Raw genomic sequence first — 12,824 nt, 5'->3', positions numbered from 1 at the left:
CTGATTTGTCGTGCATTAGTTTGGCTTCCATTTGATCTGGAAACCATGAAAAGTGGTTGACGCGTCGTAGGCATAGTGAAGCTCCAACTTGTAACGATCACAGATTTGTTTGACCAGAGCAAGACCTAAGCCTGTTGAGTCGGGACGAGCTGGATTTTTGACGAATCGGTTGAAAATCAGGCTATCTGCAAAAGGGAGGGGCTCGCCTGTGTTCTGGATACGTAATGTATGATCGGTTAGTTCAACGCGAACCTGGCCGTTAGGAGCGCCATGCCGAACGGCATTTTTAAAGAGATTATTTAGTAAAACACCTGCTAACTGCGGGTTCATGGGTAGTTCAACATCGGGGCGTATGGCTCGCTCGACGGTCATACCCTTGTGTTCAAAAAAAGGCGCATACTCGTCGGTGTATTGGTTTGTCAATTGGCTAATATTTAGTGGTTCGATGGCTGAATACTGGTCGTTTTCGACTTGCGTAAGTAGCAGTAGTGATCGATTTAACTGACTTAATCGACTGAGCGCATCGGTAGCCCGCTGTAAATGCAGGTGATCGGCCTCGCGCAGATTGTCGGATTGCATCAGCGTATCCAGTTCGGTCAGGGCAATGGCCAAAGGAGTTTGTAACTCATGCGATGCGTTTTCGGTGAATTGCTTCTGTAGAAAAAACTGCTTCCGTACGTTTTGTGTCAGCGTCTGTAGCGATTGGCTCAGTAGATCAAATTCCCGAATCCGGCTGTCTGGAAATAATGGATTGGTAGCTTGCTCCAGTTGAAACTGCCCAAGCTGTTGGATAGTGGTGTAAAAAGGGCGCCATAACCGACGCGACAACCCCAGGCCAATCAGTACTGAAAAGCCCATAAGCAGTAAAAAACTCCAGATCACCCCCACCGATATGATTCGGGCCAATTCGTTGAATTCGTAATACGCCTGACGGACTGTTATCTGATAGGTTTCCCCATGCTCCGTGACGATCGTTTTTACCTGCCGGACTGGCGAAAACTCGGCAGAATCCAGCGGGTTTGGAAGTGTAAGATCTGAAAAGACCGGGCCAGTGGGTTTTGCGGAAGAAATGCGTTCGATATGAGGATTGTCGTCCCAGTCGGCCCGTAAAAAGGCATTCGGTGCCAGTCCCCGGAGTTGATGCCTTACCTGCTCTACCTGGTTCATCAGAATTTCGTCGACCTCTCGTTGGATGGTTCGGTGGATCAGGATGTAAAAGCCAACCGAGCCGATCAGGGCTACGACAAAGGCAGAAAGCAACAGGTAGCGGGCAGTTTGACCAAGCAGGCTCATAGTGGGCGTGTCGAGAAAACATAACCAGCCCCGTAGCGCGTCTGAACGTAATCGGGGCAACCGGCGGCTATCAGTTTCCGGCGTAAATTCTTAACGTGCGTGTACAGAAACTCATGGGAGTCAGCAGCATCCATGGCATCACCCCAGATGTGTTCGGCAATTGCTGATTTCGAGAGAATACGGTCGGTATTGGTAACAAAGAACAAAAGCAGTTCGTATTCTTTGCTGGTAAGTTTAACATCAGCGCCCTGAATGCCCACCCGTTGTTGTTCGGGCCAAAGGGTAAGATCCCCTGCCCGTACGCAAGCCTGTCCACCAAACAATCGTCGACGAAGTACCGACCGTAATCGGGCATTGAGTTCGGGAAGGTGAAACGGCTTGGTTAGGTAATCGTCAGCTCCAGCATCGAGGCCGGTCAGTTTGTCAGCCAGCGCATCCTTAGCGGTTAGCACAATAATACCCGCTGCCGACTGGCGCTGTTTGAGTTCGCGAACCAGATCAAGCCCATTGCCATCGGGTAGCATTAGGTCGATCAATACGCAATCGTAGTCATAATCATTCGCTTTGGCGGCAGCCTGGCGGTAGGTTAAGGCTGTTGTAACGGTATAGCCTTCCGACTCAAGGTAATGCTGTACCGATCGGAGCAACGCAGGCTCGTCTTCAACCAGTAAAATTTTCATGAACAAATGTAAGCGCAAAACAGATGTAGGATGTAAGGTGTATAATGTATGATATAGGCTTCCCGACAATCTGCCTGATACATCCTATATCATACCTCCATACTACATCTGTTTGCCTATTGGCTCCACTCGGTAGGAGTGCGGTCCCAGCGATGGCCTTTCAGTTCGTGCAACAGTTCGGGTAATAGACCAGACCCATCGCTGGCTGCACTATTGGCTTCTACATTCCGAATCTGCCGCATGCCGGGAATGGTGGTATGTACGTCGGGATTGCTCAGGATGAACCGTAGCGCCATTTCGGGCATAGTCATTCCCGACGGAATGAGCGGCTTGAGGGCATCGGCATGATCGACACTGCTGTTGAGGTTTTCGGGGACGAAATAGGTGGAACGCCAATCGTTGGCCGGAAACGTCGTTTCTTTCGTAAAGGTGCCGGTCAGCGTACCTTCGTCAAACGGCACACGGGCAATAACACCAATGTTCAGTTCGCGGCAAAGCGGGAAGAGATTGTCTTCAGGGTTTTGATCGAAAATATTGTAGATTACCTGAACGGCATCAATCAGCCCGGTACGAAGTGTATTGAGGCAGTTGTCGGGCTCCCAACGATTGACCGAAACACCCCAGGCCTGTACTTTCCCCTGCTGTGTAAGTTTGGTGATCGCTTCCTGCCATTCGTCCTGATTGGCCCAGCTATCTTCCCAAACGTGGAACTGCTGTAGGTCAATGGTTTCAACGCCAAGGTTTTTCAGGCTTTTTTCTGTGTATTCAACAATATAATCGGCCGGGAAAACATCCTTCAGATCAAAGTCGGGCTTTGAAGGCCATTTCCGGTTCTTAGGCGGAATCTTGGTGGCGGCATACAGTTTCTGATCGGGATGGGCCTTCAGAAGTTGCCCCAGAATCTCTTCGCTGACACCATCGCCGTACGCCCAGGCCGTGTCGAAAAAATTACAGCCCAATTCTACAGAACGTTCCAGAGCTTGCAGTACTTGCTGTTTATCGGAGCCGGTCCATCCTGCCAGACCCCACATGCCATAGCCAATTTCGGATATCTGCCAGCCTGTTCGGCCAAATGTTCGGTATTGCATCGTAATGAAGAGTAAAGAATGAAACATGAAAAGTATAGAACTAACTATTTTTAACTTTTAACGCTTCCTTTTTCACGAAATACTATGCTTGTACGAATTGTTCGGATGACGTTTCAGGAAGATAAACTCCCCGCATTTCACGCTATTTTCGATGCATCGAAACATCAGATCAGGGCTTTTCCGGGGAATACGCACCTGGAACTGCTGCGTGATCCCAACCACCCGGCGGTGCGAATGACCTATAGCCTGTGGGAGTCGGCTGATGCGCTCGAAGCCTATCGGCAGAGCGACCTTTTTCGATCTACCTGGGCTGCAACCAAAGCCTTGTTTGCTGAGCGGGCGATTGCGTTTTCGGGTGAGCAACTGGAAGTGGTAACCCATTGACAACGTGAGTAAAACTCATTAGCTTGTGTCTTCTATGGCTACCTGATCAATCCCCTCGATTGCCCATGCTTCGTCAACTTGCTACCGTTTGGTTGATGATCTGTCTGCTACTTGGGCCGACAGTAGGAAGCTATGCGCAAACGACAACCACGACCCTGACCGGCTTTGTTGTCGATGCCTCCACAGGTAAGCCAATGCCCTTCGCCAATGTGTATGTCAATGGCAGCACGCGCGGCACAGTCACCAATGAGCAGGGCGCTTATACACTCACCGGGGTTCCGCTCGGCACGGTCGAAATTGTGGCCTCATTTGTCGGATATCAGCCGCAGCGAAAACTATTTCGGCTGGAAGAAGGGCAGGACAATCGGGCTCATTTTCGACTAAAACCCAGCGATCAGACGTTGCTGGCCGTTACGGTTCGGGGTAATCAGAAAAAATGGGAGCGGCATCTCAAACAGTTCAAGCGTCAGTTGCTGGGCGAGCCCTTCGCGGGACAGTGCCTGATTATCAATAGCGACGCGCTTAGTTTTAAAGAAGAAGCCGGTGGCCATTTGAAAGCAACGGCGTCTGAACCGATCCAGATCGAAAATCAGGCGTTGGGCTACAAGATCTATTACGACCTGATGTATTTTGATGCCACCAGCCAGAAAGTCTATTTTGCCGGAACAGCCCGGTTCGAGGAACTGAAACCCGCTGATGACCGCCAGGCTCGACGGTATCGGCGCAACCGGATGATTGCCTATAAAGGCTCTACCCGCCACCTGATGGCCAGCCTGGTCGATAGCACGTATGAGCGCGAAGGATTTCTGGTATATCAGGAGAATATCGGCGTTCCGATAGCCCGCTCCATAAACAATCGGGCCATGCTGGCGGGGTCTGTTTCAGCGGGTACAACCAAAGGCCACCTTCAGCCGATACAGATTAAACAGTTAATTCAGCCGGGGAAATTACCGTTTGAACGTCGGCTGGTGTCTCCTTCAACACTGATCGTCTTTTATACCTACGCTACCTCCAATTACTCGCCTTATCTGGATGCGCGCTATGCCTACTCGGAGATTAAGCTGCCAGCGGGGGAGTTGCTGATGACGGTCGATGGAACCGTTACATCCCCAAACGGCATGGAAGAGTATGGCTCGCTTTCGGAAGATCGGTTGTCGCGGTTGTTGCCCGGCGACTGGCAACCTGCTAAAACCGATGCCGATCCAACTGTAGCTCCGGTGGTGGCACAAGGCCGATTGATGCCTCCCGATGCCCGGTTAGGTCGTATTGCCAAAGCCTTTACCGATAAGTTTCAGAATCTGGCTCCTGTTCTGTATCTGCATACCGATAAGCCATTTTATGCCACCGGCGACCGGGTTTGGTTGAGTGCTTACCTACTCGATCCGGCCACCAATCTGCGCCCGTTGGGCGAAACGGCTATGCACGTTGACCTGCTCACACCGGATGGGAAGCCGGTTCATCACCAATGGCTAAAGGTTACTGATGGCCGGGCCGCTGGGGATTTCAGGCTCTCCGATACGCTGACATCCGGTGCCTACCGACTTCGGGCGTATACCGACGAAGATAATGGGCAGCATCGGGCCGCTTTTGAGCGGATGATAGCCGTTAATAACCTCTTTCAGACTACCTTGTCGAAGGCCGAAACGAATGTCACCAAGCCATTGGATGTACAAATCCTGCCCGAAGGGGGGCGCTGGGCTATCGGCTTCCCGGCCCGGTTAGGCATCAAAATCGTCGATACCAATGGGAAAGGGGTGTTGGCAACAGGCCGGATCGTTACGGGCGAAGGCACCGAAGTCGCCCGGCTTACGGTCAACGCACTCGGTATGGGTAGTTTTATGATGACGCCCGAAGCCGATAAGAAATACTATGCCGATGTGCTTTATAACAATCAGCATCAGATGGTGCTGTTGCCACCAGCCGAATCGAGCGGATTGCTTCTGGCTGCTGATGCCACCACCGATACCACCCAGCTAGCCCTGACCATTACGTCGACAACTAAGGCTCCGCTGGATTCGGTGTATATTCTGATTCAGCGACAGGGGTATCTGGTCGATCAGCGTAAAATTCTGTTGCAAAATGGACTGGCCCGTGTGAGCTTACCTACCGAAGCGCTCCCAGCGGGCATGCATCAGATTACCCTGTATGATGCGACCGCTCGCCCACAGGCCGAACGGCTGGTATTTATTCCCGACCGACTACCGCCTATCCGAACCCTTATCGGTCTGAATAAGTCGCGTTACCAACCGCGTGAACGGGCTATCCTGAACCTGAATCTGAGCGAAGATGGGTTGCCGACACTGGCTTTCCTGTCGGCCTCTGTGACGGATGCCAGCCAGGTGCCCGACGATACCGCCGAAGCGTCGATCCAAACCCATATGTTGCTGACGGGCGAGTTGCGGGGGCGCGTAGAGCAGCCAAATAGTTATCTCAAGGATAACTCTCCCGAAACCCGCCGGGCACTGGACGATTTACTGCTAACCCAGGGCTGGCGACGGGTAAGTGGAACACCGTCGACCGAACTGCTTGGTGGGTTGTCGGTCATGGGGCGTATACTTAACCCGAAGAATCAGCCTGTTGCCGGGGCACAAATCTTTCTGGCGTCAACCGTGCCGGGGCAATCGTTTGTGAAATCGGCCGGAACGGATGAAAAAGGGCGGTTTCGGCTGGGTGGTTTAGCCATTGCTGATACCGTTCAGCTCATGGCACAACTTACCGACCATCAACTGAAAGATTTACCCGAGAAAGAAGCTCATTTTGTATTGGAAGGACCCGATGTGTCGTGGGATGCTGATACGAACAAGGTATTGCCGAACTGGACTGCCTTGCGGGGACAATTGGAGGCCGCCCGTATCCGGCAGGAATCTGATACCGATCTGTATCGCGACAAAACGGCGAAGTTATTAAAAGCAGTTACGGTAAAAGCCCGTCGGTTCGACGAACGGCCTGACGATATTCAGCGTCGGAGTTTACACAACAGTGCCGATGCCACCCTGGTGTTTGATGAAAAATCGCCCCCGTTTGCCAATCTGTATGAGATGATGCGCGGACGTGTTGCTGGGGTTACGGTTACGCAAAATCCGATCAATGGCAGTTATAAGGTAAGCATTCGGGGAACGGGCAGTTTTGTAAGTGGAACCACCCCGTTGTACCTTATCGATGGTATGAATGTTCAGGATATAGACGGAACGGGTCTTTTGCCATTCAATCCGGGCGATATAGAGCGAATTGAAGTGCTGAAAAATGCAGCAACTGCTGGTATTTATGGCGTCCGGGGAGGGAATGGGGTCATTGCGTTTTATACGAAACGGTTTCGGCCCGGTCAGCAGAACAATGCCGATAAAAAAGGCATGAAACCGCTCCAAATCATTGGCTATCCAACGGTTCAGCGTGAGTTTTATGTGCCCCGTTACGAGGCAACCGAAGCACCTTCCGGTAAGGTCGATCGTCGGGATGTACTCTACTGGAAACCAATGATGCAAACCGATAGCCAGGGGCATAGCCAGGTCGTATTTCCGCTATCGGACGTGGTTCAAACCCTTCGTATAACTGTACAGGGCGTAACAGCTACAGGCCGACCCGTTACAGCCGTTGGATTGCTTCGCGTGCAGTGAAACCGCACAAACGCTATTAGTTCGCCCAGGCAGGGGCTGGTGTGGTGGGGGTAAAGAGTTCATCGATGTAATACTCCCTTCGATTTTGTTTGTCGCACTCTTCACCACCTATTGGGTAGCGGCAGGGCGCATACACGCCTACATTATCAGGATTCATCAGGGTTACATAGGCCCCATTTGGAAAGTGATCTGTTTTGTGGAGCCGCATGAGCAAACAGTGGCCCGCTGAACCCAACGACGTATCGACATAGCGGAAGGAATGAACCGTGCTCAGAGGGTCATCACATAAAACTGGCAGAGAAATGACTGGCCAAACTCATGCATCGGACGCTGATAGGTCGGGGTAAACCCATGTCGTTCGTAAAACTGCATCAGCTTGGGGCGGGTGGCATCCGTTTCGAGTTGCAGGGTTTTTATACCTCGTTGTAAACATTGAGTTCGGCAAAAATCAAGGATGGCGGCAAACAGGTCTTGTCCTGCAAACGCTCGGCGGATGGCGAGTTTGTGAATAAAACCGGATGTATTCGGAGGGACGTCGGGCCAGTAGAGCGGGTCTTCCCACTGAAGAATAAACACGGCAGCTGGCTCTGAACGAGTATCACCAAGCTGGGCATACATCACATAGAGATTGCCTGTTGTGTATTGGTCCAGCAGATTTTCGGTAGTGAGCGTATCGATTTCCCACAGGGTTTGATCGCTATCGACCAACCACTGCCCCACTTCGCGCAGGATGTCGATGGCGAGTTCGGGCTGGTCGTTGCGGAATAAAAACGTCATTGTTTATGAAAGGGGTATGGTTTGTTGGCAGGAAGATACGATTCAGTAAATAACGATGCCTAACATTTGCGTACGTTCGTGGTTAAGCAGGTATGAAAAAGCTAAACAAAACCATTCTATCGCCATTGGGTAGCGGCCTGCTGGGGGCTGTTGCCCTTACCGTTCTTCATGAATCGGCCCGGCGATTGATTCCAGCTGCACCCCGTGCCGACATTCTGGGGATGCGTGCGATCAAAAAAGTTATGGATACGGTTGACGAGGAGCCACCCGCTGACGATGAGCTACACGACTGGGCGTTGGGGGGAGACCTCTTGTCGAATACACTCTACTATAGCCTGATTGGCCTGTCGAAACCGAAAGATGCCTTAGTGACCGGAGCTGCCTTAGGACTGGCTGCGGGGGTTGGGGCGGTTGGTCTACCCGGCCCCCTGGGATTAGGAACTACACCAACGCAGCGCACTCCGGCTACAGCCGCCATGACCATTGGGTGGTATCTGGTAGGAGGGCTGGTAACGGCTGGTGCTTATCAGGCCCTGCGTAAACTACGGTTCTAACTATTCTTCGGTCACGGTAATACCTTCGTCGGATAAATACTGTCCGATATTGAACCGTTGCCCATCCAGTAATTCCAGATCGCGATGCCAGTCCATCGTCAGCCAGGCATCGGCTGTCCGCTCGGCAATCATCACCTGCTGTGAGCTGGAAAATACCCAGATAACTTTTTCGGAGCCAAAATCCAGCAGTTTCTTTGTTTTGCGATTGATGTAGTTGAAGTCGGCTACTTTCGAAATATCGGCTTTTACATCGATCTCAATGGCTACTTTGGCGGGTACGCTTACGTAGTGGGTATTAATTTTATCCGGCGTTAAAACGGCTCGTTCGTAAATGGCTACATCGTGCGAAAGGTTGTTCCGGTGATCCAGATGGACGCCCGCTTCGTTTGAGGCAAACCAGTATTTTTTCTCGTCTAGCTGACGAAGCATAACACGCATAAAATAGGAGACCAGTACCCACTGCAACGAACTCGAACCCATAATTTCTTCCGGTGATTTGCGTCCTGCTAGTACATCTTCATATCCCCGGTAATACAGGGGCCGACCGTCCATCACCTCATAGACCAGCGATTCGAGCGCGACGGGCTGTTTTTTAGGAGCTGCCGGGGTCCTTCGTCGCTTGCTGGTTGCCTTTTCCATCAACGGTTGCATAAGCGCTTTTTTTAGCAAGATAGGATATTACAAAAAGATAGAACTCAGCTTGTTATGCTGATGATGATTTGCACAGATCATCAGCATAACAAGCTGAGTTCTAGTTTAAAGGTTCATCCGCTTCAACTCCCGAACGGCGTAGTCGGCTGCGCGGGCCGTCAGAGCCATGTAGGTGAGCGATGGGTTTACACAGGATGACGACACCATAGCGGCTCCATCGGTAACGAATACATTCTTAGCGCCCCAAACCTGATTCCAGGCATTGAGTACCGATGTTTTCGGGTCGCGGCCCATGCGTGCCGAACCCATCTCGTGAATGCCGATACCCTGATTTTTGTCCTGATCGTTGCGGGTTTTGATATTCTTCAGTCCGGCCGCTTCGAGCATTTCGGCGGCATCGTTCATCATGGCTTTGCGCATCCCGACGGTGTTTTCGCCCCAGCCTGCATCGAACTCGACAATGGGTAGTCCCCACTTGTCTTTCTTGGCCGATAGTTGCATGCGGTTGTTAGGGTCGGGCAGGGTTTCTCCGAAACCGCCAATGTTGAACTCCCAGCGACCGGGTCGAGTCAGGTTATCTTTAAATTCAGGACCAAAGCCTTCTTTGCTTGCCCCCGCGACCCAGTCCTGCCGAGCTCCCCGGCCCTGATAGCCAAAGCCGCGTACAAAATCTTTCCGTTTATCGTCGCCCCAGTTGGCAAAACGGGGAATGTAAATACCATTGCCCCGGCGACCATAATAGTACCACTCCTGCAACCCTTCGAACTCGCCCGATGCGCCCGCGCCCAGGTGATGGTCCATCAGGTTACGGCCCAACTGGTCGGAGTCGTTGCCCAATCCATTCGGAAACCGTTTCGATGTGGACTGCATCATGATCCAGGCGGTATTGATCGTAGATGCGTTCAGGAAGATGATTTTGGCGTAGTATTCCTGCTGTTGTTTGGTGTTCTGGTCGATGACGCGCACCCCCGTAGCCTTACCTTTCTGATCGTCGTAAATAACCTGATAGGCAATCTTATCCGTAATAATTGTCAGGTTACCCGTTTTCATCGCTGCCGGTAAGGTTGACGACTGCGTGCTGAAATAAGCCCCGAACGGACAGCCCCGCACGCACAGATTCCGGAACTGGCAGGATGCCCGGCCCAGATCGGTATGGACTTTCTGGGCAACGGAGATGATCGCCGGGCGACCAATCACCAGATGGCGACCTTTGAAATTCTTTTCGATGCCTTCTTTGGCTTTCAGCTCGATGCTATTCATCTGCATGGGTGGCACAAAGTCGCCATCGGGCAAAACCGCCAGCCCATCTTTATTCCCCGAAATACCGGCAAATCGCTCTACGTACGAATACCAAGGAGCCAGGTCTTTATACCGAATGGGCCAGTCGACACCGTGTCCGTCTTCCAGATTGGCCGTGAAGTCCCGTTCGTTGAGCCGATAGCTTTGTCGTCCCCACATCAGCGAACGACCGCCGAGGTGGTAACCCCGAATCCAGTCGTAGGGGCGCTTCTCAATATAAGGGAATTCGACATCTTTCGTGAACATATGCCGCTGGTCTTCACCGGGTTTGCCACCCGAGCGCGCATTGGCCCAATATTCTTCGGCTGCCCACAATTCGATTTTCCCCCGGTGCGGGAACTCCCAGGGGTCTTTCATGGCCGTCGGATAATCCGTAACGTGTTTCAGGTCGGGGCCACGCTCCAGCATCAGCACTTTGAGGCCTTTCTGGGTCAGTTCCTTTGCCGCCCAGCCACCCGATATACCCGAACCTACAACGATGGCATCGTAGGTCATTCCTTTTTTAGCGTCAAGATTAAGGTTCATTGGTTTAATGGAGAATGGATAATGAAAAATGGATAATGGATATTAAATTGGTCATTATGCATTGTACATTATTCATTATGTCATGTTGCCCACGCTTTCTGGCCTTCTTTGAGTTTGACAACGCCTTCGTAACGGCCGGGGATTTTTACATACGAGAGCGCCTGTGTACAGCCGATTTCTGAGCTGAAATAGCCCAGAATGGTCAGTTCTTTGACGAGCGTGAAAAATGGAGTGAGCGGAGCATTTTTGGATGCATCTTTCACCACCACCCCTGTTTCGGCATCTACCAGTTTGGCCTGCGTCTGTTCGCTGCCCGATGCGGCAACGGCACTTAACGTGGTTTCGGGGTCTTTCGACAGTTTCTCCTGCTTCTTCGGATTTTGCTTCGCTTCGGTTTTGGCTCGTTGTTCAAATTCTTTCAGAATAGCTGTTTTCTGTTCTATACTCAGATCGATGAACGATTTGCTGTAGGTTTTCTGGCTTTCGGCTTCAACGGCGTTCAGTCCATTCAGAAAATGTTCCTGCTGAGTAGGCTTATAACAGTCTTTCAGGATGAGCTGGATGGTTTCGCCGACCTTCGCGGCTTTGGCCCCTGGGGTCGAGGTCTTTGGCATAATGACCTCTGTAATTTCATCGAGCAAGGCCGCCTGATTCCCCTGCAGCGCAAAGGTTGAGGGTGGCCGTTTGATGGATCGATGAGGTTGGTAACCTTCGAGGATCGACGCCATCGTTGGGGCCGATAGGGCACTGCCCATCGTAAGGGCTACCTGAAGGATTGCTTCTCTGCGTTTCATGATTGTTCATTAAAAACGTCCTGATCATACTTGATCTTCGTAAAGATAACCACTTCATAGTAAAGCAGAAACCGCTACGGGAAGATACTGTATAGGAGAGAATCGAGCGCCGAAATCCTACTTATCGCCAGGGCGTTTAACCCACAACATTGAATCAGTTGTCAGCTTAGCAAATCTCGGTTTCGCAATCGTCGGAAGCTACCGTTTCGGTTTCGAGCGTAGCATGACTAATCTTCTGGTGTTCGAGACGATGGCGGGCGTCGTGTTTGAGGGTGGCAATCTGTTCGTCGGTGAGGCCCGGTTTCAGCACGAGGTGCGCGGTGAGTGCATTTTCGGTGGTGCTCATGGCCCACACATGCACATGATGAACATCCTGCACACCCGTTACAGCCCGTAATTCGGCCAGCACATCGGCAAGGTCAACATCCACCGGAACCCCATCCATCGACAAGCGCAGGCTGTCAGTCAGTAAACGCCAGGTAGAACCCATGATCACAATGGCCACCAGAATACCTATGACCGGATCGAGCCATAACCAGCCGGTATAGGCGATGAGAATCCCTGCAATGACCACGCCCAGCGATACCAGGGCATCGGTAGCCAGGTGTAGGTAAGCGCCTTTGGCGTTCAGATCGTGCTCTTTATTCCGAAAGAAAAGCAAGGCCGAACCTGCATTGACCAGAATACCAAATCCAGCTACCCAGGCTACTGCTCCCCCCGCAACGGGTTCCGGTTGACGAAATCGGTGAATACTTTCCCATAAAATAGCCCCAATCGTGATCAGTAATACAACGGCGTTGGTCAGTGAAGCCAATACAGTACTTTTTCGATAGCCATAGGTAAACCCTGGCGTTTGCCGGACGCGAGCCAGTCGAAAGGCCAGCAGCGATAACAACAAACTAGCTACATCGCTCAGATTATGCCCGGCATCGGCGGTAAGCGCCAGGGAATTGTAATAGAAACCAAGGCCAAATTCCACCACCACATATACTGTATTCAGGACAGCCCCGATAATGAGCGCCCGGTTGATGGAAGTTAGTACTGTAGGGCCATGATGGTGCCCGGAATGGTCGTGGTGATCGTGTTCGTTTGCCATAGATAGCGCGGACCTCTGGCCCACGTAGCTGTTCATTCAATTTTCTGTTGGCTATACCTTGCAGACCAG

General features: G+C 51.7%; 12 protein-coding genes. 3 read left to right on the top strand and 9 right to left on the bottom strand.

The window, feature by feature from the left end:
• Nucleotides 1-15: 15 nt before the first annotated feature.
• The 3 genes from BGO59_RS27990 to BGO59_RS27980 form a co-directional block, all read right to left on the bottom strand.
• Entirely contained in the window at nt 16-1,293 is a 1,278-nt protein-coding gene (locus BGO59_RS27990; protein ID WP_293689286.1) for a HAMP domain-containing sensor histidine kinase, read from the bottom strand.
• Complete coding sequence (locus tag BGO59_RS27985; protein WP_293689284.1) at nt 1,290-1,973, bottom strand: response regulator transcription factor; 684 nt, start codon at nt 1,971-1,973, stop codon at nt 1,290-1,292. The genes BGO59_RS27990 and BGO59_RS27985 overlap by 4 nt, the downstream gene beginning before the upstream one ends.
• Before the next feature lie 116 nt (nt 1,974-2,089).
• Nucleotides 2,090-3,061 carry an aldo/keto reductase gene (locus tag BGO59_RS27980; protein WP_293689891.1) on the bottom strand — a complete coding sequence of 324 codons (972 nt, stop codon included), beginning with the start codon at nt 3,059-3,061 and terminating at the stop codon, nt 2,090-2,092.
• Nucleotides 3,062-3,145: 84 nt separating this feature from the next.
• Here BGO59_RS27980 and BGO59_RS27975 point away from each other — a divergent pair, with 84 nt between their 5' ends.
• Nucleotides 3,146-3,445: a putative quinol monooxygenase gene (locus BGO59_RS27975; RefSeq protein ID WP_293689282.1), complete on the top strand. Its 300-nt coding sequence runs from the start codon at nt 3,146-3,148 to the stop codon at nt 3,443-3,445.
• A 65-nt stretch (nt 3,446-3,510) separates the two neighbouring features.
• Nucleotides 3,511-7,059: a carboxypeptidase-like regulatory domain-containing protein gene (locus BGO59_RS27970; protein WP_293689280.1), complete on the top strand. Its 3,549-nt coding sequence runs from the start codon at nt 3,511-3,513 to the stop codon at nt 7,057-7,059.
• Nucleotides 7,060-7,075: 16 nt separating this feature from the next.
• Here the strand turns inward: BGO59_RS27970 and BGO59_RS27965 are convergent, their stop codons facing one another.
• Both BGO59_RS27965 and BGO59_RS27960 read right to left on the bottom strand, forming a co-directional pair.
• A complete protein-coding gene (locus BGO59_RS27965; RefSeq protein WP_293689278.1) occupies nt 7,076-7,216 on the bottom strand; it encodes a hypothetical protein in 141 nt (46 codons plus the stop codon).
• Between the two features lie 113 nt (nt 7,217-7,329).
• Nucleotides 7,330-7,836, bottom strand: coding sequence for an N-acetyltransferase (locus BGO59_RS27960; RefSeq protein WP_293689276.1), 507 nt, complete (start codon nt 7,834-7,836; stop codon nt 7,330-7,332).
• A 92-nt stretch (nt 7,837-7,928) separates the two neighbouring features.
• Between BGO59_RS27960 and BGO59_RS27955 the strand changes: the two genes are divergently transcribed.
• Complete coding sequence (locus BGO59_RS27955; protein ID WP_293689274.1) at nt 7,929-8,390, top strand: hypothetical protein; 462 nt, start codon at nt 7,929-7,931, stop codon at nt 8,388-8,390.
• Here BGO59_RS27955 and BGO59_RS27950 read toward each other — a convergent pair whose 3' ends face one another.
• The 4 genes from BGO59_RS27950 to BGO59_RS27935 form a co-directional block, all read right to left on the bottom strand.
• Nucleotides 8,391-9,041 carry a Uma2 family endonuclease gene (locus BGO59_RS27950; protein ID WP_293689272.1) on the bottom strand — a complete coding sequence of 217 codons (651 nt, stop codon included), beginning with the start codon at nt 9,039-9,041 and terminating at the stop codon, nt 8,391-8,393.
• A gap of 105 nt (nt 9,042-9,146) precedes the next feature.
• Nucleotides 9,147-10,865: a GMC family oxidoreductase gene (locus BGO59_RS27945; protein ID WP_293689270.1), complete on the bottom strand. Its 1,719-nt coding sequence runs from the start codon at nt 10,863-10,865 to the stop codon at nt 9,147-9,149.
• A gap of 80 nt (nt 10,866-10,945) precedes the next feature.
• Nucleotides 10,946-11,659, bottom strand: a complete 714-nt coding sequence (locus BGO59_RS27940) for a gluconate 2-dehydrogenase subunit 3 family protein (RefSeq protein WP_293689268.1) — start codon at nt 11,657-11,659, stop codon at nt 10,946-10,948.
• A 166-nt stretch (nt 11,660-11,825) separates the two neighbouring features.
• Nucleotides 11,826-12,755, bottom strand: coding sequence for a cation diffusion facilitator family transporter (locus BGO59_RS27935; RefSeq protein ID WP_293689266.1), 930 nt, complete (start codon nt 12,753-12,755; stop codon nt 11,826-11,828).
• Nucleotides 12,756-12,824 lie beyond the last annotated feature (69 nt).

Origin of the sequence: Spirosoma sp. 48-14 (assembly GCF_001898575.1) — a bacterium.
Lineage (GTDB): Bacteria > Bacteroidota > Bacteroidia > Cytophagales > Spirosomataceae > Spirosoma.
The sequence above is the reverse complement of the archived record's forward strand: the minus strand, read 5'-3'. Positions and strand labels throughout refer to the sequence as shown.